Source organism: Streptomyces sp. NPDC001393, assembly GCF_053597455.1.
Window position 1 is genome coordinate 86,281 of record NZ_JBSFIH010000015.1, and the last position, 23,882, is coordinate 110,162.

Annotated in this window: 22 protein-coding genes; 12 read left to right on the forward strand and 10 right to left on the reverse strand. The window is 72.4% G+C overall.

Annotation, left to right across the window (positions count from 1 at the left end):
• Positions 1 to 36: 36 nt before the first annotated feature.
• Genes ACWC2T_RS18690 through ACWC2T_RS18710 form a run of 5 tightly spaced genes read left to right on the forward strand, consistent with a single transcriptional unit; the run spans position 37 to position 4,244 of the window.
• The gene (locus ACWC2T_RS18690) at positions 37 to 1,395 is read left to right on the forward strand and encodes an L-fuconate dehydratase (RefSeq protein ID WP_450671425.1); all 1,359 of its coding nucleotides are present in this window, start codon (positions 37 to 39) and stop codon (positions 1,393 to 1,395) included.
• Entirely contained in the window at positions 1,374 to 2,129 is a 756-nt protein-coding gene (locus tag ACWC2T_RS18695) for an SDR family NAD(P)-dependent oxidoreductase (protein ID WP_450671426.1), read from the forward strand. The genes ACWC2T_RS18690 and ACWC2T_RS18695 overlap by 22 nt, the downstream gene beginning before the upstream one ends.
• Complete coding sequence (locus ACWC2T_RS18700) at positions 2,126 to 3,097, forward strand: aldo/keto reductase (protein ID WP_450671427.1); 972 nt, start codon at positions 2,126 to 2,128, stop codon at positions 3,095 to 3,097. Before ACWC2T_RS18695 ends, ACWC2T_RS18700 begins: the two co-directional genes overlap by 4 nt.
• Positions 3,094 to 3,408 (forward strand): L-rhamnose mutarotase, encoded by a 315-nt coding sequence (locus tag ACWC2T_RS18705; protein WP_450671428.1) that lies wholly within the window; start codon positions 3,094 to 3,096, stop codon positions 3,406 to 3,408. The genes ACWC2T_RS18700 and ACWC2T_RS18705 overlap by 4 nt, the downstream gene beginning before the upstream one ends.
• Entirely contained in the window at positions 3,405 to 4,244 is an 840-nt protein-coding gene (locus ACWC2T_RS18710; protein ID WP_450671429.1) for an amidohydrolase family protein, read from the forward strand. The genes ACWC2T_RS18705 and ACWC2T_RS18710 overlap by 4 nt, the downstream gene beginning before the upstream one ends.
• Before the next feature lie 109 nt (positions 4,245 to 4,353).
• Here ACWC2T_RS18710 and ACWC2T_RS18715 read toward each other — a convergent pair whose 3' ends face one another.
• Complete coding sequence (locus tag ACWC2T_RS18715; protein WP_450671430.1) at positions 4,354 to 5,775, reverse strand: lipase maturation factor family protein; 1,422 nt, start codon at positions 5,773 to 5,775, stop codon at positions 4,354 to 4,356.
• A gap of 132 nt (positions 5,776 to 5,907) precedes the next feature.
• On the opposite strand from ACWC2T_RS18715, the gene ACWC2T_RS18720 reads away from it, so the two are divergent.
• From ACWC2T_RS18720 to ACWC2T_RS18730, 3 genes are all read left to right on the forward strand, one after another.
• Entirely contained in the window at positions 5,908 to 6,882 is a 975-nt protein-coding gene (locus ACWC2T_RS18720) for a DUF6777 domain-containing protein (protein WP_450671431.1), read from the forward strand.
• A gap of 135 nt (positions 6,883 to 7,017) precedes the next feature.
• Positions 7,018 to 9,099 (forward strand): SpoIIE family protein phosphatase, encoded by a 2,082-nt coding sequence (locus ACWC2T_RS18725; RefSeq protein WP_450671432.1) that lies wholly within the window; start codon positions 7,018 to 7,020, stop codon positions 9,097 to 9,099.
• Positions 9,100 to 9,145: 46 nt separating this feature from the next.
• A complete protein-coding gene (locus ACWC2T_RS18730; protein WP_450671433.1) occupies positions 9,146 to 10,009 on the forward strand; it encodes an Fpg/Nei family DNA glycosylase in 864 nt (287 codons plus the stop codon).
• Here ACWC2T_RS18730 and ACWC2T_RS18735 read toward each other — a convergent pair whose 3' ends face one another.
• From ACWC2T_RS18735 to ACWC2T_RS18745, 3 genes are all read right to left on the reverse strand, one after another.
• Positions 10,010 to 10,666 carry a zf-HC2 domain-containing protein gene (locus ACWC2T_RS18735; RefSeq protein WP_450671434.1) on the reverse strand — a complete coding sequence of 219 codons (657 nt, stop codon included), beginning with the start codon at positions 10,664 to 10,666 and terminating at the stop codon, positions 10,010 to 10,012.
• Between the two features lie 173 nt (positions 10,667 to 10,839).
• On the reverse strand, positions 10,840 to 11,352 hold the full coding sequence (locus tag ACWC2T_RS18740) for a hypothetical protein (RefSeq protein ID WP_450671435.1): 513 nt from the start codon (positions 11,350 to 11,352) through the stop codon (positions 10,840 to 10,842).
• Between the two features lie 145 nt (positions 11,353 to 11,497).
• A complete protein-coding gene (locus ACWC2T_RS18745) occupies positions 11,498 to 12,067 on the reverse strand; it encodes a sigma-70 family RNA polymerase sigma factor (RefSeq protein WP_450671436.1) in 570 nt (189 codons plus the stop codon).
• A 217-nt stretch (positions 12,068 to 12,284) separates the two neighbouring features.
• Here ACWC2T_RS18745 and ACWC2T_RS18750 point away from each other — a divergent pair, with 217 nt between their 5' ends.
• Complete coding sequence (locus tag ACWC2T_RS18750; protein ID WP_450671437.1) at positions 12,285 to 12,500, forward strand: hypothetical protein; 216 nt, start codon at positions 12,285 to 12,287, stop codon at positions 12,498 to 12,500.
• Here the strand turns inward: ACWC2T_RS18750 and ACWC2T_RS18755 are convergent.
• Positions 12,458 to 13,882, reverse strand: a complete 1,425-nt coding sequence (locus tag ACWC2T_RS18755) for an amino acid permease (RefSeq protein ID WP_450671438.1) — start codon at positions 13,880 to 13,882, stop codon at positions 12,458 to 12,460. The genes ACWC2T_RS18750 and ACWC2T_RS18755 overlap by 43 nt on opposite strands.
• Before the next feature lie 131 nt (positions 13,883 to 14,013).
• Positions 14,014 to 14,490 carry a universal stress protein gene (locus tag ACWC2T_RS18760; protein WP_450671439.1) on the reverse strand — a complete coding sequence of 159 codons (477 nt, stop codon included), beginning with the start codon at positions 14,488 to 14,490 and terminating at the stop codon, positions 14,014 to 14,016.
• A 453-nt stretch (positions 14,491 to 14,943) separates the two neighbouring features.
• Here ACWC2T_RS18760 and lysX point away from each other — a divergent pair, with 453 nt between their 5' ends.
• On the forward strand, positions 14,944 to 18,222 hold the full coding sequence (gene lysX, locus ACWC2T_RS18765; protein ID WP_450671440.1) for a bifunctional lysylphosphatidylglycerol synthetase/lysine--tRNA ligase LysX: 3,279 nt from the start codon (positions 14,944 to 14,946) through the stop codon (positions 18,220 to 18,222).
• On the opposite strand, the gene ACWC2T_RS18770 is transcribed toward lysX, so the two are convergent.
• Positions 18,167 to 19,669 (reverse strand): MFS transporter, encoded by a 1,503-nt coding sequence (locus tag ACWC2T_RS18770; protein ID WP_450671441.1) that lies wholly within the window; start codon positions 19,667 to 19,669, stop codon positions 18,167 to 18,169. The genes lysX and ACWC2T_RS18770 overlap by 56 nt on opposite strands.
• 150 nt (positions 19,670 to 19,819) lie before the next feature.
• Between ACWC2T_RS18770 and ACWC2T_RS18775 the strand changes: the two genes are divergently transcribed.
• On the forward strand, positions 19,820 to 20,659 hold the full coding sequence (locus ACWC2T_RS18775) for a polysaccharide deacetylase family protein (RefSeq protein ID WP_450671442.1): 840 nt from the start codon (positions 19,820 to 19,822) through the stop codon (positions 20,657 to 20,659).
• 38 nt (positions 20,660 to 20,697) lie between these two features.
• Here ACWC2T_RS18775 and ACWC2T_RS18780 read toward each other — a convergent pair whose 3' ends face one another.
• Entirely contained in the window at positions 20,698 to 21,369 is a 672-nt protein-coding gene (locus tag ACWC2T_RS18780; RefSeq protein WP_450671443.1) for a class F sortase, read from the reverse strand.
• Between the two features lie 332 nt (positions 21,370 to 21,701).
• Here ACWC2T_RS18780 and ACWC2T_RS18785 point away from each other — a divergent pair, with 332 nt between their 5' ends.
• Positions 21,702 to 22,409, forward strand: a complete 708-nt coding sequence (locus ACWC2T_RS18785) for a hypothetical protein (protein ID WP_450671444.1) — start codon at positions 21,702 to 21,704, stop codon at positions 22,407 to 22,409.
• Between the two features lie 73 nt (positions 22,410 to 22,482).
• Here the strand turns inward: ACWC2T_RS18785 and ACWC2T_RS18790 are convergent, their stop codons facing one another.
• Positions 22,483 to 23,247: a bestrophin-like domain gene (locus ACWC2T_RS18790; RefSeq protein ID WP_450671445.1), complete on the reverse strand. Its 765-nt coding sequence runs from the start codon at positions 23,245 to 23,247 to the stop codon at positions 22,483 to 22,485.
• Positions 23,248 to 23,282: 35 nt separating this feature from the next.
• Complete coding sequence (locus ACWC2T_RS18795; RefSeq protein WP_450671446.1) at positions 23,283 to 23,411, reverse strand: hypothetical protein; 129 nt, start codon at positions 23,409 to 23,411, stop codon at positions 23,283 to 23,285.
• Between the last annotated feature and the right edge of the window lie 471 nt (positions 23,412 to 23,882).

Consider the following 23,882-nt stretch of genomic DNA (forward strand, 5'->3'; position numbering starts at 1 on the left):
CGAGCAGTCAACCATCCGCTCATCGAAAGGACTTCAGTGTCCCAGGCCCCCGCCCGCGTCACCGCGGTCGACACCCACGACATCCGTTTCCCCACCTCGCGCGAGCTGGACGGCTCCGACGCGATGAACCCGGACCCCGACTACTCGGCCGCCTACGTCGTGCTGCGCACCGACGCCGCCGACGGGCACGAGGGGCACGGGTTCGTCTTCACCATCGGGCGGGGCAACGACGTCCAGGTCGCCGCGATCGACGCGCTCAGGGACCATGTGCTCGGCCGTGACGTGGCCGAGCTGTGCGCCGACCCGGGCTCCCTCTTCCGGGACCTGATCGGCGACAGCCAGCTGCGCTGGCTCGGCCCCGAGAAGGGCGTGATGCACATGGCGGTCGGGGCCGTCGTCAACGCCGTCTGGGACCTCGCCGCCCGCCGGGCCGGAAAGCCCCTGTGGCAGCTGCTCGCCGACGCCGAACCCGAGTGGCTGGTCGGGCAGATCGACTTCCGGTACATCGCGGACGCGCTCACCCCGGAGGAGGCCCTCGACCTGCTGAGGCGGGGCAGGGAGGGCGCCGCGGAGCGCCGGGCACGGCTCCTGGAGCGCGGCTACCCCGCCTACACCACCTCGCCGGGGTGGCTCGGCTACGACGACGACAAACTCGCCCGGCTCGCCGCGCAGGCCGTCGCCGACGGCTTCACGCAGATCAAGCTCAAGGTCGGCGCCGACCTCGACGACGACATCCGGCGCTGCCGGGTCGCCCGCGCGGTCGTCGGGCCGGACGTCCGGCTCGCCGTCGACGCCAACCAGCGCTGGAACGTGGACGAGGCGATCCGCTGGACCAAGGCGCTCGCCGAGTTCGCGCCCTACTGGATCGAGGAGCCCACCAGCCCCGACGACGTCCTCGGGCATGCCACGATCCGCCGCGCGGTGGCCCCGGTGAAGGTCGCCACCGGCGAACACGTGCACAACCGGATCATGTTCAAGCAGCTCCTCCAGGCGGGCGCCCTCGACATCGTCCAGATCGACGCCGCCCGGGTCGCCGGAGTCAACGAGAACCTCGCCATCCTGCTGCTCGCCGCCAGGTTCGGCGTCCCGGTCTGCCCGCACGCGGGCGGCGTCGGCCTGTGCGAACTCGTCCAGCACCTGTCGATGTTCGACTACCTGGCCGTCTCGGGCACCACCGAGGACCGGGTCATCGAGTACGTCGATCACCTCCACGAGCACTTCGTCACCCCGGTCGTCATCCGCGACGGCCACTACACCGCCCCCACCGCGCCCGGCTTCTGTGCCGCCCTGCGCCCGGAGTCCCTCGCGCGGTACACCTTCCCCGGCGGTACCTACTGGGCCGCCGATCCCGACACCCAGAAGGGACAGGCCGCATGCGTGACTTCGAGGGCCTGAAGGCCCTGGTCACCGGTGGCGCGTCCGGCATCGGCCGGGCCACCGCCGACCTGCTCGCCGCCCGTGGCGCCCGGGTCGCCGTCCTCGACCGGGACCCGGCCGACGTCGACAAACCGCTCCTCGCCCACCGTGCCGACGTCACCGACGACGCCTCGGTGCGCATGGTCGTCGAGCGGGTGGCCGAGGACCTCGGCGGCCTGGACGTGCTGGTCAACAACGCCGGGATCGGCGCCCAGGGCACGGTCGAGGACAACGACGACGCCGAGTGGCAACGCGTCTTCGACGTCAACGTCCTCGGTATGGTCCGCGCCGCCCGCGCCGCCCTCCCGCACCTGCGCCGCTCCGCGCACGCGGCGATCGTCAACACCTGCTCCATCGCCGCCACCGCCGGGCTTCCGCAGCGCGCCCTGTACAGCGCCACCAAGGGCGCCGTGTACTCCCTGACCCTCGCCATGGCCGCCGACCACGTCCGCGAGGGCATCCGCGTCAACTGCGTCAACCCCGGTACGGCGGACACCCCGTGGATCGGCAGGCTGCTGGACGCGGCCCCCGACCCGGCCGCCGAACGCGCCGCGCTGGAGGCCCGCCAGCCCACCGGCCGGCTGGTCTCGGCCGCCGAAGTGGCTGGCGCCATAGCGTACTTGGCCAGTCCGCTGTCCGGCGCCACCACCGGCACCGCCCTCGCCGTCGACGGCGGCATGCAGGGCCTCAGGCTGCGGCCGGTGGGCCGGTGACGCGGCTCGGCCGCAGCGGCGTCGAGGTCACCCCGCTCGGCTTCGGCGCCGCGGCGCTCGGCAATCTCTACCGCCCGGTCGACGACGAGCAGGCGGGGGACGCCGTGCGGGCCGCCTGGCAGCGTGGCATCCGGTACTTCGACACCGCGCCGCACTACGGCCTCGGGCTGTCCGAACGCCGGCTCGGCGCCGCCCTGCGGCCGTACGACCGGTCCGACTACACCCTCTCCACCAAGGTCGGCCGCCGCCTGGAACCCGCCGACGGCACGGGCGACGACCTGGCCCACGGCTTCGCCGTACCCGCGACCCACCGCCGAGTGTGGGACTTCAGCGCCGACGGCGTCCGCCGCACCCTGGAGGCGAGCCTTGCCCGCCTCGGCCTGGACCGTGTCGACATCGTCTATCTGCACGACCCCGACGACCACGCCGAGCAGGCCTTCCGCGAGGGCTACCCGGCCCTGGAGAAGCTGCGCGCCGAAGGCGTCGTCGGTGCGATCGGCGCGGGCATGAACCAGACCGGGATGCTCACCCGGTTCGTCCGGGACACCGACGTGGACGTGGTCCTGTGCGCGGGCCGCTACACCCTGCTCGACCAGAGCGCCGGCGCCGAACTGCTGCCCACGGCCGCCGAGTACGGAGTATCGGTCGTCCTCGGCGGTGTCTTCAACTCGGGCCTGCTGGCAAACCCGACGCCCGAGTCGACATACGACTACAGCCGCGTCACCCCGGAGTTGCTGTCCCGGGCCCTGCGCATGAAGGCGGTCGCCGACCGGCACGGCACCACCCTGCGCGCGACCGCGCTGGCCTTCGCCTCCGCCCACCCGGCCGTCACCAGTGTCCTGCCCGGACCCCGCTCCGCGCCCGAAGTCCACGACTGCGCCGACCAGTTCGAGGCCGACGTCCCGGCGGAGTTCTGGCAGGAGCTGCGGGAGTCCGGCCTGCTGCCCCGCGAGGAGGACCCGTCATGAGAGTAGCCCTGCACACCGAGGTCCGCGCCGACCGCATCGCCGCCTACGAGGCGGCCCACCGCGAGGTGCCGAAGGAACTCACCGACGCCATCCGCGCCGCCGGCGCCACCTCCTGGACCATCTGGCGCAGCAGCACGGAGCTGTTCCATCTGCTGGAGTGCGCGGACTACGGCCGCCTGCTCGCCGAACTGGAACAGCTGCCGGTCAACGTGGCCTGGCAGGCCCGCATGGCCGAGCTGCTCGACGTCGTGCACGACTACTCCCGCCAGGGCACGGACGCCGGACTGCCGGTGGTCTGGGAGCTGCCATGAGCGTCGATGCCCACCACCACGTCTGGGACCTGTCCGTCCGCGACCAGGACTGGATCAAGGGTCCCGAACTCCAGCCGCTGCGACGCAACTTCGGCCTAGCCGACCTGGAACCGGAGGCTCGCGCGGCCGGTGTGGACCGAACGGTCCTCGTCCAGACCGTCACCGTTGCGGAGGAGACCCCGGAGTTGCTGGCCCTTGCGGCGGAGCACGACCTGATCGCGGGGGTCGTGGGCTGGACCGACCTCACCCGCCCCGACGTCGCCGACGAACTGTCCCGGCTGCGCGAACTCCCCGGCGGCGCCTACCTCAAGGGCATCCGGCACCAGGTCCAGGGCGAGCCGGACCCGCGATGGCTGCTGCGGCCCGAGGTCCGGCGCGGGCTGGCGGCCGTCGCCGAGGCGGGGCTCGTCCATGACCTGGTCGTCCTGCCCCACCAGCTCCCGGCCTGCGCCGAGGCCGCCGCGCGGGTGCCCCAACTCACCTTTGTCCTCGACCACTTGGGCAAGCCGCCGATCGCCGGGGGAGAGCGCGAATCCTGGGCGTCCGACCTGCGCGCCCTCGCCGACCTCCCCAACACCGTCGCCAAACTCTCCGGCCTGGTCACCGAGGCCGACCCCGCCTCCTGGACGACGGCTGACCTGCGGCCGTACACGGACGCGGCCCTGGAGGCCTTCGGCCCCGGCCGGCTGATGTTCGGCTCCGACTGGCCGGTGTGCACGCTCGCCGCGTCGTACACGCGGGTCGTGGACACCGCCCGCACGCTCACCGCGGAGCTGACCGCCGGCGAGCGCGAGCAGATCTTCGCGGGGACCGCGACCCGGGTCTACGGCCTGTGAACGTCCACGGCCTGTGAACGCACTACCGCGCGGGTTCACACCGGGGAAGTCATGAATGTCGCACACGGGAAGGCAGCCGTCGTGGCCGGGCCACCGGCCCCACCCGCGGCTACGGCCGCTCAGCCACCTCCGCCAGCCTGATCGGCGGCAGATACTCGCGCACATACGTCCGCTGCCAGCACGCGCCCGACTCCCGCAGCTCCTGCCAGGTGGTGTAGCGGTAACGGAACAGGCGGGCACGGACGTACCGGGGCGGGGTGTCCGGCGGGAAGGGGGAACGGCGCAGCAGGCGCAGGGTGTCGCGGTCGTTCTCCAGCAGGCGTTCCACCAGAGGGCCGAACCAGTCGCCGGCATAGGCGGGGGACAGCGCCGCGAACCACATCAGCCAGTCCAGGCGCAGATGGTAGGGGGCGAACTGGCGGGGCCAGTGCCGGGTGTCGCCGGGCTTGCCCCGGAACTCGTACTCCCGCCAGTCGGAGTCCTCGCGCGGTACGTCGTCCAGCGTGCCCTCGACCACCACCTCGTAGCGGACCCGGCTGACACTGCCGAACGCGCCGTAGGTGTTCACCAGGTGCAGCGGGTCGAAGGAGCGGTTCATGACCTGGCGGCGGGAGACCACGTTGACCACCGGGTGATAGCTCAGGAAGAGCAGCAGCGCGGCGACCGCGAGCACCAGGGCCCCGTACCACAGCGGTGCCGTCGGCACGGACGGTGCCGACCCGGGAATCCGCATCGCGGACACGGCCAGCACGATGGTGATCCAGTTCAGCCAGGAGAAATTGCCGGACAGCACCAGCCACAACTGGGTGAGGATCATCAGCGCACCGGCGGCCGAGGCGATCGGCTGCGGGGTGAACAGCAGGACCGGTACGACCAGTTGGGTCACGTGGTTGGCGGCCACCTCCACCCGGTGCAGCGGCTTCGGCAGATGGTGGAAGAACCAGCTCAGCGGGCCCGGCATGGGCTGGGTCTCGTGGTGGTAGTACAGGCACGTCAGCTTGCGCCAGCACGCGTCGCCGCGCATCTTGATCAGCCCGGCGCCGAACTCCACCCGGAACAGGATCCAGCGCAGCAGGAACAGCACGAGGATCGGCGGTGCCACCTCGTCGTTGCCGAGGAACGCGGCCAGGAAGCCCGTCTCCAGCAGCAGCGACTCCCAGCCGAACGCGTACCACGTCTGGCCCACGTTCACGACCGACAGATACAGCGCCCACGGCACCAGCCACAGCAGGATGCCGGCCCACAGCGGCAGCAGGGAGTCGGCACCGGCGAGCAGCGCCGCCGACACCGCGCAGCCGGTCCACGCACAGCCGGCGAAGAAGCGGTCGGAGTAGTGCAGATGGAACAGGCTCGGCGCCCGTCCGAAGGGGATCCGTGCCACGAAGCGGGGGATCGGCAGCATGCCGCGCTCGCCCATCAGCGCCCGGAACTGCAGCGCCGCCGTCAGGAACGCCACCAGGTAGAGGGCGGCCAGGGCCCGCTGGAAGACCAGCCGGCTCAGCCAGTAGTCGGGAGCGGTGAACCAGTTCACGGCTGTGCGCGCCCTTCGTCGCGGCCAGACCGCCGGTGTCGTCTTCATCATCTCCCGGCCCCGAGTTGCCGGCCAGACGGGCGCGGTGCAAACCATGGGGGGGAAATCACCCACAGTGATGCGGAGTGTACGGTGCGGATACCCGCCGGATCCATCGTCATGGCCTGCGCGCTCGCGGCGGCGCTCCTCGTCGCAGGCTGCGCCCGACCCGGCGTCAAGGAGGCCCGGGTGGGCGAGGAGGTCTACCTCGTGCCCGCCGCGGCCCCGGGCCCCGACCCCTTCACCGCTTCCACGGTCACCGCGCCGACGAGAACGGGCGGAGGGAGAGCCGATCCGGCCGCCATCGCCCCGCCCACCGAAGGGCCGTCCCCACCGGCCCTGCCCGCCGGGCTGGTCGCCGTGCCGCTGGGGGCCATGCGGGTCGTGTCCGGCGAGACCCCCGGTCGCTACGGCGGTACCGCACGCGTCGCCGGCTGCGACGTCGAACGGCAGATCGGGTATCTGACGGCGGACCGGGCCGGGGCCGAGGCCTTCGCCCGTGCGGCCGGTGTCGCCGCGAGCGGTCTTCCCGGCCATCTGCGCGGTCTGGCCCCCGTCGTGCTGCGTGCCGACACCCGTGTCACCCACCACGGCTGTCGGGCCGGGCAGCCGGTCGCTCACCAGGCCGTGCTCCAGGCCGGCACCGCGGTCCTGGTCGACAATCGCGGGGTACCCCGGGTGCGGTGCGCCTGCGGCAACCCGCTGGGGTCGCCCGCGCAGGCCGCCGGCGGCTTCTGGGCTCGGGGCAGCGCCTGGTCCGGCTACCGTCCAGGCCGGATGATCGCGGTGACACCGGCTCCTCGGGCGGTCACCAGCATCACCATCGTCAACGCCGAGACACGCACCTGGATCGAACGCCGCATCGGTTACGACGTACGCCACGACCCGGTCGTCCCCGCGCCGGCCGGGGCCACCGCCGCGCCATACGGTGCCCCCGCCCCCGCTGACACCGCCGCTCCGCCGGGCACCGCACGGCCGTACCGCACCCTGCCCGGTGCGTGGCAGGGCCCGCTGGGTACCGCTCTCGACCGTCGGGCGGAGCACCCCGGTCTCGGACACGGCCCCTGACATCCCCGGCGCGCCGGGCCTGAGGTCGGGCGCGGTCCCCGACGCGACGGACGGTGATCCCACCGCGTACCTTCCCGGCGGCGTCCAGTGGAGGAACAGGTCGAAGAATTGGATAAATCCTGGCAAGGTGGGCGCATGGCAGTTCGGGGAGCGAGTGCCTTGTCACTCCCTGAGGACTGGCCCGCTCACCCGGATCCGATCCTGGCGCTCAACCGCATGGGCAGCTTCGACTGGGACCTGGACACGGGCCTGTTCCACATGGACGCCCAGGCGCACGAGGTGTTCGACCTCCTGCCCGGGGAGTACGACGGGCGCCCCGAGTCCCTGACCGACCGGGTGCCGCAGCCCGAGGCGGCCCGGATGGACGCCATGGTGGCCCAGGCCATCAAGGACGGCAGGGAGAACTACGGGGGTTACTTCCGCATCCGCTGCCGTGACGGCACGCTCCGCTGGACCCACACCCAGGGGTACATCCGCCGGGACGACACCGGCCGCCCGCGCCGGGTCGTCGGGATCGTCCGCGATGCCACCGACGAACTCGCCGAGAGCGAGACACGCAGCCTGCGGGCCGCGCAGAACGAGGCGTTCCGCCAGCAGACCAACGTCGTCCAGGCCGTCTCCGCCGCCCTCGCCCATGCCCGCAGCGTGCAGGAGGTCATCGACACCCTCAAGGACACCCACGGCATCCGCCATCTGGGCGCGGCCAGCCTGGTGATGGGGCTGGTGGAGGCCGGCCACATCCGGCTGGTCGCCGAGGGACCCGTCGAAGCCTCCGTCCCCGGCACGAGGCTCACCCGGATCGAGGAGCAGTACCCGATGAGCGAGGTGGTGCGCACACTCCTGCCGAGGTTCATCGAGTCCCCGGAGGAGTTCGCCGCGGGCTATCCGATCCTCTGGCCGCACATCACCGACCTGCACATCACCTCGGCCGCCTATCTGCCGCTGATCGCCCAGGCCCGCCCGATCGGCGCGATGGGGCTGCTCTACAGCGACCGGCAGGGCTTCTCCAGCGAGGAGCGCGCCGTCCTGTCCGCGCTCGGCAGCAGCATCGCGCAGAGCCTGCAGCGGGCCATGCTCTACGAGCAGGAGAAGGACCTCGCCCAGGGCCTGCAGCAGGCCATGCTGCCCCGCACCATCCCCAGCGTCCGCGGCGCCGACGTGGCCGTCCGCTACCGCGCCGGCACCGCCGTGGGCGCCCTCGGCCGGGACATCGGCGGCGACTGGTACGACCTGATCCCGCTGCCCGGCGGCCGGGTCGGCGCGGTCATCGGCGACGTCCAGGGCCATGACACCCATGCGGCGGCGGTCATGGGCCAGCTGCGCATCGTGCTGCGCGCCTATGCCGCCGAGGGACACACTCCGGCGGCCGTGATGGCCCGCGCCTCCGTCTTCCTGCACGAACTCGACACCGACCGCTTCGCCACCTGCCTGTACGCCGAGGCCGACCTGTCCACCGGGGTCGTGCAGGCGGTCCGCGCCGGGCACATCGACCCGCTGATCCGGCTCGGCGACGGCAGTTGCCGCCGGGTCCCGGTCGAGGGCGGGCTGCCGCTCGGCCTGTCCGCCGAGTTCGGCCGGCTGGAGTACCCCGTCTCCACCCTCGAGCTCGACCCCGGTCACACCCTGCTGCTGTGCACCGACGGGCTCGTCGAACGGCCCGGCGCCGACCTCGACGACGGGATGTGCCGCCTCTCGGCGCTGGTCTCGGACGGCCCCGAGGACGTGCGGGCGCTCGCCGACCGGCTGATCCAGCTGGCCGAGGAGCGGGGCGGCGACGACGACGTGGCCCTGCTCCTGCTGCGTCGGCGCACCCCGGAGGCCCCGCCCGCCGGTGGCCGGCTCCAGCAGCACGTGGCACCCGGCGACCCGGAGGCGCTCAGCCAGGCCCGGCACCTGATCCGCGCCGCGGTCCGCTCCTGGGGCTACCGCGACCGCGCCGACGAGATCGAACTGGTCGCCGACGAGCTGATCACCAACGCGCTGATGCACACCGAGGGCTCCGCGATCGTGACCCTGCGGGCCCTCGACGGCGGCCACCGCACCCTGCGGATCGAGGTCGAGGACTCCTCCAGCGCCCTGCCGCGCCGCCGCGAGGCCGGGGCGGACGGCGTCTCCGGCCGGGGTCTGCTGCTCGTGGACATGCTCGCCGACGCCTGGGGCGTGGAGGCGCGCGGCGGCGGCAAGGCGGTGTGGTGCGAGTTCCGCCGGGACGGCTGAAGCGCCCTTCCCCGGCGGTGTCAGTACCGGATGGCACTCTGGAACCATGCCGGAACTGCCCGAGGTAGAAGCACTGAAGGACTTCCTCACCGAGCACCTGGTCGGCCGCCGGGTGGTGCGCGTGCTGCCCGTCGCCGTCAGCGTCCTGAAGACGTACGACCCTCCCGTCACCGCCTTCGAGGGCACCGAGGTGACCGCCGTGCACCGGCACGGCAAGTTCCTGGACCTGGCGGCGGACAGCGGGCTGCACCTGGTGACCCACCTGGCCCGGGCCGGCTGGCTGCAGTGGAAGGACCGCCTGCCCGACGGCCCGCCCAAGCCGGGCAAGGGCCCGCTGGCGCTGCGCCTGGCGCTGGAGACCGGCGAGGGCTTCGACCTCACCGAGGCCGGCACCCAGAAACGCCTCGCGGTGTACGTCGTCCGCGATCCGCAGCAGATCGAGGGCATCGCCCGCCTCGGCCCGGACCCGCTCGCCGCCGACTTCACCGAGGACCGCCTCGCCGCCCTGCTCAGGGACGAGAGACGTCAGCTGAAGGGCGCCCTGCGCGACCAGTCCCTGATCGCCGGCGTCGGCAACGCCTACAGTGACGAGATCCTGCACGCCGCGAAGATGTCCCCGTTCAAGCTCGCCGCCTCCCTGACCCCGGAGGAGACCCATCGGCTCCACGCGGCGCTGCGCTCGACGCTCACCGAGGCGGTCGACCGCTCCCGGGGCCTGGCCGCCGGGCGGCTGAAGGCCGAGAAGAAGAGCGGCCTGCGGGTCCACGGCCGGACCGGCGAGCCCTGCCCGGTGTGCGGCGACACCATCCGCGAGGTCTCCTTCAGCGACTCCTCGCTGCAGTACTGCCCCACCTGCCAGACGGGCGGCAAGCCGCTGGCGGACCGCAGACTGTCCCGGCTGCTGAAGTAGTCACCGGTCCGCATCGACGGACACGAGCCGCTGCCCGTCCGCGGTGCGCACGTCGTAGCGGGCGATCTCGTCCGGGTGCATCGTGGAGGAGCCGAGGGCGGTGAAGGTACGGGTGTTGTGGCCCGGCTCCATCCAGCCGCCGACGACCTGCTCGGAGCCGTCGCGGCCCACGACCACGAGCCGGCAGGCGTGCGGTCCCGTGCCGTCCTTCACCCGCAGCTGCAGACGGCTGCCCGTGTCCCCGTCGTCGGCGGTGACCTCGGCCCAGACCCCGGTCTTCGGATCGGTCGCCGCGGTGATGTGCGCGGCCGGCTCCGCATGGCCGGCGAAGGCCATGATCCCCGGACCGGCCACGGCCAGCACCACGGAGGCGGCCAGGCCGTACAGCAAGCGTCGGCGGCGCGCCCGGTGCCGGTGCGCGACCTCGCCGAGCAGCCGGTCCAGCAGCCGGGGACCGGGCTGTGCCATGGGGTGCACAAAGCGCGGCGTGGCCCGGCGGTACAGCATCAACTGCCGCGTGGCGGGACCGAATTCGGTCACCTGTGCCGCGCACTGGGGGCACTCCATGAGGTGGTCCTCGAAGCGGAAGGCCTCCGCCTCGTCCAGCACGCCGAGCGCGTACGCGCCGACGTCGCGATGCCTTTCCAGGGACCTCATGCCGAATCCTCGTGCCGATGGGTGCGGGTGGGGTTACTCCGTGCACCCACCCGTACGCAGCCGACAGCCGAATCACTCAAGCCACCCACAGAATCCCGGACGAGAGATTCGGAGCCGCGCGGCCCGCGGATTGGTCCGATTCCGGAAAACTTCGGAAGGCCCCGGGCGACGGGTCAGAACAGATGGATCGCGAGGTGCCCGAGGGGCAGCCCGAGCCGCCAGGCCGGGGTCCACACCTTCGGCCCGTCGTCCTCGCCGGCCGGCCCGCCGCCCGGCACCGCGTCCAGGTCCGGCGCGAGCAGCTCGGTCTCCTCCAGCCAGCGCCAGGCGTCCACGGCGAGGGCCAGGTCGGGGGAGCGGGTGCCGGCCCGGTCGGCCTGTTCGGCCAGCTCGGCCATGCGCTCGCGCACCCAGTCCTGCCACGGCTGGTCGTAGGCGGTCAGGGAGAGCCAGTTCTCCAGCTGGGAGATCACCCGGATGCCGGACAGCTCCCCGTCCGTGTCGGACAGGAAGACCGTGAGCGCCAGCGCGTCCCGGCCGGCTCTGAACTCGAAGGAGGTCGGCGGCATCAGATCGCCGGTGCGCAGCAACTCGTCGGCGATGTACTCGGCGTACAACCAGGCCATGGGGACGGCCAGTTCACCGCCGTCGGTGCCGTCCGTGCTCTCGTGCCCTCTGTGCAGCATCCCTTCCTGCCCTTCCTCCGGTGTGTGCGCGTCGCCCGGCCCCTCCGGGTCCGGCCGCCTGCCCGGAACGCGGATGAGGACAGCCCATTGCCCGAACGGGGGCCACAGCAAGGCGCTTTACCGAGGTTTGACCAGGGCTCCGGTTTCAGTGCAGGTCGGCCGCATAATCCGGAAGGACCCGGCGCAGCGCGCGCAGCGCGTAATACGCGCGGGACTTCACGGTACCGGGTGGCACGCCCAGGGTCTGCGCCGCTTCCGCCACACTGGCCCCGAGGAAGTACACGAGTACGAGGACGTCACGGTGTTCCGGCGTGAGTGTCTTCACAGCCTCCCGGACATCGAGCATCGCGGCGGCCCGTTCGGCGTGATCGGCGGTCACCCGCGCGCTCTCCGGGATCTCGGCGCCGGTCTCCGGGGGCCGGGCCTGCCGGGCGCGCCGGGCGTCGATCGCGAGCCGCCGCGCCACCGTCAGCAGCCAGGGCCGTACGGAGTCGAAGTCCTCGGCGTGCAGCGCCTCGGGATGCTGCCAGGCGCGCACCAGGGTCTCCTGGACCAGGTCCTCGGCGCGCTGCCGGTCGCCGTCGCAGAGCCTGAGCAGCAGGGCGAACAGCGGCCCGCCGTGCTCGCGCTGGAGCGCGGCCAGTTCGTGCTCGGCGGTCGTCGTCCCGCGGGTCCGTGCCGCCGCCTGGTGGATCAGTGAGGTTCCGGCCGTCATGGCCGTATGGCAGCGCGGGGCACGGCCGGGGGACAGGGCGCGCGCACGGCTGAAGCGGCGGACGGTCGATCGGGTCGGCGAACGGTCGGGCGAACGGTGCGGCTCGGCACCGGACGGGCTAATCCCAGCGCTCGGGCCGTTTATCCGATGAGCCGGCGTCGTACCCATATGACCATCAACAGCTTTTTCGGTCATACGACCATCCCGGGGTGAGCTGATGATCGGACGCAGACAACAGGTGGCGCTGGCCCTCACCGCCGTCCTCGCGGCCGCGGCCGCGTACCAGAACCACGAGCGACAGGAGCCCCGGCACCCGGCCCGGTCCGGAGCAGCCGCCCCCGGCTTCACCCTCGTCGCCTACGGCGGTGTGCCGCGGGCGCAGGTCGCCGATCATCCCACCGGGCCCCGCCGGGCCAGCGCGGAGCGCTTGTAGGAGTAGCCGAAGTAGATCACGCACCCGAGCACGAACCACACGGCGAACCGCACCCAGGTCTGCCACTGCAGGAACGTGATCAGCCAGATCGAGAAGACGACGCCCAGCGCCGGCACGACCGGCATCCACGGCGTGCGGAAGGCGCGCGGCAGCTCCGGGCGCCGGTAGCGCAGCACGATCACCGCGGTGCACACCACCACGAACGCCAGCAGGATGCCGATGTTGGTGAGTTCGGCCGCCGAGCCGATCGGGACGAACCCGGCGATGACGGCCGAGCCCGCCCCGACGATCCAGGTCACCCGGGTCGGCACATGCCGCGTCGGATGCGTCCGGGCGAACCACTGGGGCAGCAGACCGTCCCGGGACATGGAGAACCACACGCGCGTGACGCCCAGCATGAACGTGAACATCACGGTGAGGATGCCGATGATCGCGCCCACCGCGATCACGTCCGCGAGGGCGTTCAGCCCCACCGACTTGAACGCGCTCGAGAAGCCGCTCTCCGGGTCGATGTGCTGGTAGTCCTGCATGCCCGTCAGCACCAGACAGGCCGCCACGTACAGCACCATCGAGATCACCAGCGAGTAGATGATCGCCTTCGGCATGTGGCGCTGGGCGTCCTTGGACTCCTCGGCCGCGGTCGACATGGCGTCGTAGCCGAACACCGCGAAGAACACGGTCGCCGCGCCGGTGAAGGCGCCGCCGATGCCGAACGGGAAGAAGGGGTGGTAGTTCGCCGTGTCGATGTGGAACATGCCCACCCCGATCACCAGGAGCACCACCAGCACCTTCAAGCCGACGACGAACGTCTCGAAGCGGGCCGCGCTGCGCATGCCCAGGTTGAGCAGCCAGGCGATCAGCAGGCACAGGATCGCCGCGAACAGGTCCACCCGGTGCCCGTCCCCGGTGCCCGGCGCGCCCAGCATCCAGTGCGGCAGCTTCGCGCCCATCTCCTCGACCAGGAAGCCGAAGTATCCGGAGATGCCGATCGCCACCACCGCGACGATCGCGGTGTACTCCAGCAGCAGGTCCCAGCCGATGAACCAGCCCGCGAACTCGCCGAGCACCGCATAGCCGTAGGTGTACGCCGATCCCGCCTTCGGGATCAGCCCGGCGAACTCGGCGTACGACAGCGCCGCGCAGGCGCTCGCCACGCCGGCGACCAGGAACGACACCAGCACCGCCGGGCCCGCCGTGCCGTGCGCCACCGTGCCCGCCAGCGTGAAGATGCCGGCGCCGATGATGCCGCCCACCCCGATCGCGGTGAGCTGCCAGAGACCGAGCGAGCGGTCCAGCCGGGTGCCCTCGCCGACCTCGGTCTCCTCGATGTGTTCGATCGGTTTGCGGCGGAGAATCCCCTCACCCGCGCGGAGCCCGGCCATGCGCCTCACCTCTTCGCCGACGGCAACGGCTGACGGCCGATCATGATGGCTCAGGGGCGCCGCACTGGGAAGACGCCACGCACGCGCAGGTGATCAGGCGGGCGTTGACGACGCCTCCGCTGATTGACGTCCTACGGGACGACCGTCACCGGCCAGCGCCCCGCCTTCACCAGCCGGATCGCCACCGACCCGATGATCCGGTGCCCAGCCTGCTCGGAGGCGCCGACGACCACCGCGTCCGCCTTGAGCTCGTCGGCCGCCTTCACCAGGCCGCTGTACGGGTCGCCGCGGAAGGTGTGGAACTCCCAGCGCACCTCGAATATCCCCTTGACCCGTTCGGCCGCCTCCCGGATGTAGGTGACCAGGTCCTCGGCGATCTCGTCGGTCGTCTCCGCCACCGGCGCGCCGAGCGCGGCCCCGGCGGCGAGCACCGGCTGCACGTACACCACGGCCAGCAAGGCGTGCTGCCGCCGGGCGAGGCCGCCTGCGTACGCCGCGGCACGCAGTGAGGAGTCGGAGCCGTCCACCCCGACCACGATCACCTTCGGTCCGTCCGTACCCCGCTCGAACTGCGAGTGCGAGGGCGAATGCGAGTGCTGTTCCGTCACGGCCGTGAGGCTATCGGAATCCACCGTTCCTGCAGAGCCGCCGGGGCACGGCCCCGGACCACAAGCCTTCACCGAGGTGGGCCGGCCGTGCCGTGCCGTGCCGGTGACCGGGCCTCTGCCCCCATCTCTGGTCCCGGGACCCGGTCTCCACCCATGGTCCCCGGCCCTGTCCCCGGCCTCCTGCCCCGGCGCCCTGTTATCGCCCCGATCCCCGGCCCCGGCGCCCCCTCTCCGCATCTGCCCCCTGTTTCTGCCCCCGCCCCTGCCGCCCGCACCCCGCCTCTGCCTGCCCCCGGTCTCCGGCCCCCCGTTCCGGCACCCGCGACCCGGTCTCCTGGGACCCTGTCTCCCGGGATCCGGTCTCCCGGACCCGGATCCCCCAGGACCCCGTCTCCCGGCCCCCGGCAGCCCCTCGACGGGCGAGTCGGGCGGCCCCTTTTTACAGTCGGAACCATGACCGCACGCGCGGAGCCCGCCGCACGGAGGGACCCCACGGCCCCGATACGCCCGCCCGCCGGCGGACGCCTCGGCTGGGTGCCGGAGGCCTTCGCGGCGCTGTTCGCCGCCCTCGGCCTGCTGTGCGCCCTGATCGCGCTCATCGAGCCGCTCCGCGACCTGCTCCAGCCGGTCGTCCACGCCCTCGACCTGCTGCTGGTACCCATCAGCGCCAACCTGGCCTACGCCGTCTTCCTGTTCCTGCTGGCCGGCGCCACCGCGGCCCGCAAGAAGGTCGCCTGGTGGCTGGTCGTCGTCTACCTCGGCCTGGTCGTGCTCACCGACGCCCTCGGCGTGAGCCTCGGCCTGTACGCCGAGTCGCTGCCGTCGCTGGCGCTGTGCGGCCTGCTGCTGCTCCTGCTCGTCGTGGCCCGAGGGGAGTTCTACGCCGCCTCCCGGCGCGGTGCCGTGTGGCGGGCGCTCGCCGTGCTGCTGGGCGGGCTCGCCGTGGCCATCCTGCTGGGCTGGGGCCTGGTCATGCTGTTCCCGGGCACGCTGCCGGCGAACGAGCACCTGGCCTGGGCGGCCGACCGGGTGTGCGGCGGCCTGGTCTCGGGCAGCTCCTTCTCCGGCCGGCCGCCCCGCAAGGTCACCTTCGTGCTCGGCCTGCTCGGCGCCCTCGCGCTGCTCAACGCCGCCGCCACGCTGTTCCGGTCCCAGCGCCTGGAAGCCGCGCTGCACGGCGACGAGGAGCCCCGCATCCGCGCCCTCCTGGCCGCCTACGGCGCACGGGACTCCCTCGGCTACTTCGCCACCCGCCGCGACAAGGCCGTCGTCTTCTCGCCCAGCGGCAAGGCCGCCGTCACCTACCGCGTCGAGGCGGGCGTCTGCCTGGCCAGCGGCGACCCCGTCGGTGACATGGAGGCCTGGCCGCACGCCATCGCCGCCTGGCTGGACGTGGCCCGCCGCTACGCCTGGGCGCCCGCCGTGATGGGCGCCTCCGAGGACGGCGCCCGCGCCTACGCCCGCGCCGGACTCGGCGCCCTCCAGCTCGGCGACGAGGCGATCCTGCCGGTGGCCTCCTTCGACCTGAACGGCCGGGACATGCGGGTGACCCGGCAGGCCGTGCACCGGGTCCGCCGCACCGGCGCCACCTGCCGCATCCGCCGGCACGCCACCCTCACCGACCACGAGATGAAGGAGGTCGTCGACAAGGCCGACGCCTGGCGCGACACCGAGACCGAGCGCGGCTTCTCCATGGCCCTGGACCGGCTCGGCGACCCCGCCGACGGCGACTGCCTGCTGGTGGAGGCCCTCGGCGAGGACGGCAGGCTCCTCGCCCTGCTCTCCTTCGTGCCCTGGGGCCGCGACGGCGTCTCCCTGGACCTGATGCGCCGTGACCGCGCAGCGCCCAACGGGGTCATGGAGTTCATGGTTGCCGAACTGTGTGCCGCGGCCCCCAAGCTGGGCATCCGCAGGATCTCGCTGAACTTCGCGGTGTTCCGGTCGGTCTTCGAGGAGGGGGCCCGCATCGGCGCCGGACCCGTCCTGAGGCTCTGGCGCCGCCTGCTGCTGTTCTTCTCCCGCTGGTGGCAACTGGAGGCCCTGTACCGCTCCAACGCCAAGTTCCACCCGGAGTGGTACCCGCGCTTCATCTGCTACGGCGACACCGGCTCCCTCGCCCGTATCGGCCTGGCCTCCGGCATTGCCGAAGGCTTCGTCTCCGTACCGTCGTTGCGCAAACTCTGGGGAAAGGGGCACCCGAAGCCAGGGCAGCGGCCCGCGACCACCCAAGGGCTGCCACCCCTGACGGCGCTCGGTCTCGGCGGAGGGGAGCAGGCCGGGCCCGGCGCACCGGACGCGGGCCTGCCCGACCAGGTACGCGTCCGGCATCACAAGCTCGACCGGCTGCGCACCGGTGGCACCGACCCGTACCCGGTCGGTGTCCCCGCCCCCACCCACGCCCTCGCCGACGTGCCCCCCGACGAGGACGTCACCGTCGCCGGACGGGTCATGCTGGTCCGCGACTTCGGGGGCGTCGTCTTCGCCGTGCTGCGCGACTGGTCCGGCGACCACCAGATCGCCCTCACCCGCGACCGCTCCGGCACCGCCCTCGACCGATTCACCGCCGGATGCGACATCGGCGACCACATCACCGCGACCGGCCGCACCGGCCTCAGCGACAAGGGCGAACCCACCGTCTTCGTCACCTCCTGGCAGCTCACCGGCAAGTGTCTGCGCCCGCTGCCCGACAAGCGCCGTGGCCTCGCCGACCCCGAGGCGAAAGTCCGCCGCCGCTATCTCGACCTCGCGACCAGTCCCGCCGCCCGCACCGTGATCCGGGCCCGCTCCGCCGCCGTACAGGCCCTGCGCCAGGGCCTGCTGGACCGCGGGTTCGTGGAGGTCGAGACCCCGATGCTCCAGCCGATCCACGGCGGCGCCACCGCCCGCCCCTTCACCACCCACATCAACGCCTACGACCTCGACCTGTACCTGCGCATCGCCCCCGAGCTGTACCTGAAGCGGCTGTGCGTCGGCGGCCTGGAGAAGGTCTTCGAACTGGGCCGCACCTTCCGCAACGAGGGCGTCTCCTACAAGCACAACCCCGAGTTCACGATGCTGGAGGCCTACCAGGCGTACGCCGACTACGACGTCATGCTCGACCTCACCCGCGAGCTGATCCAGGGCGCGGCGCGGGCCGCCTTCGGCTCCCCGGTGGCCCGCAAGGACGGGCAGGAGTACGACATCTCCGGGGAGTGGCCGGTCAGGACGGTGTACGGCGCGCTCTCGGAGACGCTGGGGGAGGAGATCGGCCCCGGCACCGAACTGCTGCGGCTGCACCGGCTGTGCGACCGGGCCGGGGTGCCGTACACCGCCGACGACGGGCCCGGCGACATCGTCCTGGAGATGTACGAGCGACTGGTCGAGGAACGCACCCAACTCCCCACGTTCTACAAGGACTTCCCGACCGACGTCTCCCCGCTGACCCGGCAGCACCGCACCGACCCACGCCTCGCCGAGCGCTGGGACCTCGTCGCCTTCGGCACCGAACTCGGCACCGCCTACTCCGAGTTGACCGACCCCGTGGAACAGCGCCGGCGGCTGACCGAGCAGTCGCTGCTGGCCGCCGGCGGGGACCCGGAGGCCATGGAGCTGGACGAGGACTTCCTTCAGGCCCTCGAGTACGCGATGCCCCCGACCGGCGGACTCGGCCTCGGTGTCGACCGGCTCGTGATGTTCCTCACCGGCCTGACGATCCGGGAGACCCTGCCGTTCCCGCTGGTGCGCCGCCGCTGAGGCCCGGGTCCGGGTCGGGCGCCGGGAAGCGGTGCCGGGGCAGGGCCAGCAGCGCGACCACGGCGCCCGTCACACACAGCGCCAGGCCCAGCTCGAAGCAGTCGCGGACCGCGCCTGTCATGAAGGCCTTGTAGTCCTGGTAGTAGGTCCCAGAGGGCGAGGACCGCGGGATGCGCTGCATGGCGACCGAGACGATCCCGGCGAACAGCGACACGCCCAGGCCGGCGCCCAGCTGCCGCGACGAGTTCAGGCCCTGGGGCAGCGCACCGCTCCCGGACCGGGCGAAACCGGCGGGCAGGGCGAGCACCGCGCAGCCGAAGGCGATCAGCAGCAGCGGCAGCAGCACATCGGCGAAGCGGAAGGCGTCCTCCCTGCCCAGCAGGACGAAGCCGACGGCCGCCACCCCGCAGGCCCCGGCCGCCGCGGCACCGAGCCCGATGCGCGCGGCCACCCGGGGAAGGGCCAGGCAGCCCAGCAGCACCCCGGCGACGGCGGACAGCAGGGCCCAGCCGACCTGCATCACGGACAGCCCGCCGATCACCTGCAGGGCGAGCGTGAGGGCGTACAGGGCACCGGCCAGGCCGGCCGCCAGCAGCGCCACCACCGTGTACCCGCCGAACGCGGCGCGCTCCCGGCCCAGCCGGGCGAGGAGTTCCGGCACCCGCTCAGACCGGCCCAGCAGGCCCAGAGCGGACGGCAGCAGCGCGCCAGCCACCGCGATGACGACGACCGTCGTCGCGGACACGCTGTGGTCACCGAGCCAGTCCGCGAACCACGCCAGGAAACCCAGCGGGACGACGCCCAGCGCCGCACGGCCCACCCGCGCGCCGGCCCCGGGCAGGGGAGCGGACTCGGTGAGCACCACCGGGGTAAGCACCAGCAGCACCGCCCCCGCGACGGCCTGCACCCAGAACACCGTCTCGCCCCGCACCGAGGCGTCCAGCAGCATGGTGGTGGGCAGCAGCATCGCCGGTCCGGCACAGGCGACGACCGCGAAGTGCACGCTCAGCGCCCGGTCCCGGCCCGGACCCTCCGGATGCGTGGAGTCGATCAGCGCCAGCGCGCCGGCCGTGATCACCGCCGCCGCGACACCCTGCACCGCCCGTGAGGCGAGCAGCACCCCGGAGTCCACCGTCACGGCCGGTGCCACGGCGGCCAGGCTCGACAGGGCGAGGCCGCCCATCAGCACGCGTCGCTGCCCGAACGCCTCACCCAGCGCCCCCGCGAGCACCGGCAGCGCGGCGAAACACACGCTGTACACGCTCAGCAGCCAGGTCAGGCCCTGGAAGGACAGCTGCGACCGGACCGCGATCCACGGCAGCCCCACCGTGAAGACGGTGGTGTCGAAGACGACCAGCACCTGGGCGGCCGCCAGCAGGACCACCGCCGGCCCCCTGCGCCGCAGCCCGTTCTCTCCCGCGTGCACCAACTCGGCTCGCCCCCACATCCGTTGTCGGCCCTCTGCGCGGATGAATGACTACCAGAGGCACATGACCGGTTCCGCACCGGCCCCGGCACTGGTCCGTCCGGGCGTATTCCCGCTGCCGAGCCGGTGTCGCTGCGGTGCGCCGGAGTCCGGTGGGGCGACTGATGGGTCATGCAGAAGGATCAGTTGCTCACACGGCGCCGGATGCTCCTGGCCGGCGCCGCCGCGCTGGGAGCGGCGGGTACCGCCGGGATGTTCCTCGCGGGCGGCGCCGAGGACGGCGGCGGTACCGCCGCCCCCGCCCCCGCTCCCGGACCGCAGGCCCGCCAGGCGCCCAAGTCCTCCGCCTTCCGGCTCCAGCCGCTCACCGGTGACGGACCGCCGCGTGCCGCGCCGCGCACACTGAAGGTCCGCAAGGAGCCCATCCTCCAGATCTCCGGGCGCGGCCGGAGCATGATGCTGACCTTCGACGACGGCCCCAACCCGGACTACACCCCGCACATCCTGGACACCCTCGCCAAGTACGACGTGCGGGCCATGTTCTTCGTGTGCGGCGAGTGCGTCGTCGACAACAAGGAGCTGGTGGCCCGGATGGCCGACGAAGGCCATGTGGTGGGCAACCACACCTGGACGCATCCGCTGCTGACGACCCTCAACCGCAGGCAGATCCGCTCCGAGATGAAGCGCACGAGCGACGTCATCGAGGACACCTACGGCGAGCGCCCGCAGTGGTTCCGCGCCCCCTACGGCGCCTGGAACCGGGCCGCCTTCCAGCTGGGCGCCGAGATGGGCATGGAGCCGCTGGCCTGGACGGTCGACACCACCGACTGGATGGAGCCCGGCACCGACACCATCATCGACCGGGTGGAGAGCGGCGCCGCCCCCGGGGTCGTGGTGCTCTCCCACGACGCCGGGGGCGACCGGTCGCAGACCGTCCACGCCATCCGCGAATGGCTGCCCCATCTCCTGGACTCCGGATATCACATGACCGTGCCGGACCGGCGTGTGTAACCGTTTCCCGGCTCTTCGGCCGCCCGGCCGCGGTGGACTCAGTTCACCGCGACCAGGCGGGCGAAGACGACGACGTTCCCGTCGTAACCGTTCTGCTGGGAAAAACCGCCGCCGCAGGTGATGACCCGCAGTTCCGGTGTGCCCTTCGAGCCGTACACGCGGGCGCCCGGAAAACGGCTCTTGGAGAAGACCTCGACCCCATAGGTCTCGAACACCGCGGTCTTCCCGTCCTTGCGCAGGACCTCGATCCGGTTTCCCTTCCTGAGGGACCCGAGTCCGTAGAACACGGCGGGGCCCCGTGCGTTGTCGACGTGTCCGACGATGACGGCGGTGCCCTTCTCGCCGGGGGAGACCGCGCCGGTGAACCAGCCCGCCAGGTTGGGGTCCTCAGGCGGCGGTGCGGCGACCCAGCCGGCCGCGTCCAGACCGACGGGCATGACCGGCGCGTTCACCTGGATCGCGGGGATGCGGACCCGGTCGGCGGCGGAGAACCCGAGCGAGGCCCGGGCCGCGGAGAAGGTGCCCGTGCCGCTGTGGCTGTCCGGGGCCACCGCCGAAGCAGGCTGCGGCGGACCGATGTCGAACTCCCCGGAACCGTTGCGGATGAGCGCCAGACCGGTCAGCAGAACAAGCGCCAGCACGCCCCACGGGGCGCGCTTCTTCCGCCGTTCCTCCTCTTCGGCAAGCTCGAAAAGCTCGGACGCAGACATTCGCCATCCCCTCTCGACGCGGCCTCGCCACGGCCTTCGCGCATGGGAAAACGCTAAGTCCCGCGCACACGAGGGGCGACCGGGTCCAGTGGCGAACGGGTGGCCCACGGCCTGTGTGGTGCGCCATCCGAGTTGCCGTTCTGAGAAAATTCCTGACGGACCGTGACCTGCGGCAATATCCGATTATGTGCTTTTTATGTGGCGTGTTGGCTCACCAGGACGGACCATTCTCGACATGCGGGCGTGTTCCGCGCCCCCGAGGGTCTTTCCGGGAGGTGTTCTCTCGCCGATCGCCCGGGGACGGGTCCCGGGGACCTCCCGCGGAGGAGCACATGCGAAACCAACGCGCCCTGGCGGCCGCGTGCACCGCGGTCGCCATGCTCGGGTTCGCCGTCCCCGTGGCCGTCGCGGACGGCACGGGCAACGGCGGCAACTTCACCATCCACGGTCACTTCAAGGACAACGGGGATCCCGGCCGCGACCCGGGCCGGGGAGACGACTTCGGCCGAAGCGACGAGAACGGCAGCGGCGCCCGGAGTGACGACTCCGGCGACCGCGGCGACGACCTCCACCGGGGTGACGACTCCGGCGACCACAATGAAGACTTCGGCGACAGCGAGGACGACTTCGGCGGCCGTGGCAACGGCGGCCCCCGGAACATCGTCGCCACGCCCGGCGTGCTCCCGGCCGGCGGCCGGCTCACCGTCACCGCGGACGGCTGCCACGGCGGCACCATGTCCTCCCGCGCCTTCCCCACCACCCAGTTCGACGACTTCCGCGACGACACCGCGAGCGGCACCATCAACGTGGACCGCGACGCCCCGCCCGGCCGGTACGACATCAGGATCCGCTGCGAGAACAGGACCCTGGTCCGCCCGGCCGCGTTCACGGTGCTCGGCGGTGTCCAGGGCGGTGTCGGCGGCAGCAGATCCAGCGGCGCCACACCGGCCGACATGGCCGTCGGCGCCGGACTCGTGACCCTGGGGGTCGTCGGGGGCGGCGCGTTCTGGCTGCGCCGCCGGAACGAGAAGCGGGGCTGAGGCGCAGACACCGTCGCCCCGGCCCCCGTGGGGGAGCCGGGGCGACGGCCTGCCGGTGACGTGCGTCAACGGGCTATCCGGTGACCCCCGGGAACAGGTTCACGAACGGTTCCGCGGTCACCGCGATGCCCCGGCTGTAGGGGGCGTCGAAGTCCCAGATGAGGAACAGCATGAACGCGATGGTCGCGGAGAACAGCCCCGCCAGGACCACCTCACGTGTGGTCCGCCGGATCTGCAGCGCGAACACCATGCCGACGGTGACCAGCGCCCCGGTGAGCAGGCCCCACCACACCACCGGCGGCATGGTGGCCCCGGTGGAGTCGGCGCGGGCGTTGCGCGCCTGGTCGGCGGCGGTCATCTGGTCCAGCAGCGGCTGGTAGGCCTGCGCCTCGAAGTCGTTCTTCGGTTTGTAGTCGGTGACGTCCTGGCGGACCGTCTGCAGCAGCCGTGCGCCGCGGTCGGTGACGCGCCCGTCGTCGGACATCGTCCGCCACTCGTGGTGCACGACGTAGCTGACATAGGTGTTGACATCGGCGCGGACCTTGTCCCGGACGTCGGGCGGATAGACCCGTACCCGCTCCGAGATCTCGTGCAGCGCCTGGGCCTCGGACTGTACGTAGTCCTGCGCGGAGCTGCGCGCCTCCCACACGCCCGCGATGGCAAGGCCCAGGACGATGGCGTACACGACACCGATCCACATCGTCATGTACTCGATGACGTCCGGGGTCTCGCTGGGATCCTCGTCCTCAGGGGCACGCTTGTGCCGTACCACGGTGACGACCATCACCACGGCACAGGCCGCCAGCATCGCGAGGACGAGAACAAGCCAATCCGGCAACGGATACCTCCAGAAGGTGAGCGGGGCCCGGCCCGTCAGCGCGGGCGCAGGGCCGCGACGGCGACGATCGCCGGCACGGTGATGAGCAGGACATAGGTGACCGGCGTGGTGTGGCCGGGCGCGGTGTGTGCGGTGGGGTGCGGGTGGTACGCCGGATACCTCACCCTCGTCACCGAGCGCCGCGCGGTGGCCTTCGGCTTCGGATCGGGTGGCGGCGTCGGTGCAGGGGGCGGAGTCGGGGTCGGCCGCGGGGCCGGCGGAACCGGTCGGGGCCGGGCCGGCGGCTTCGGTTCCGGCGTCGGCTTCGGTGCCGGGCGCGGAGTCGGCCTCGGCGGTGCCGGTCTCGGCGGCGGGGGCGGTGTCGGACTGGGCGTCGGGGTGGGTGTCGGCGTGGGGCTCGCACAGGCCGGCAGGGGCGGCCAGTGGTGGTCGCCGGCGTAGGCCGTCGCCACCGTGCCGTCCGGCCCCGTGGAGGCGTACGCACAGGCGTCGGCCGACGCAACTCCGGCCGGGCAGCCCACCAGGGTCCAGGTCAGCGTCACCAGGGCCAACACCCGCGCGGCGGGCGCGCATCGGGTCACTTCGGGTCCATGCACTCGAAGATCATGGGGTCCGGAAAGCGGTCGTACGCCGTA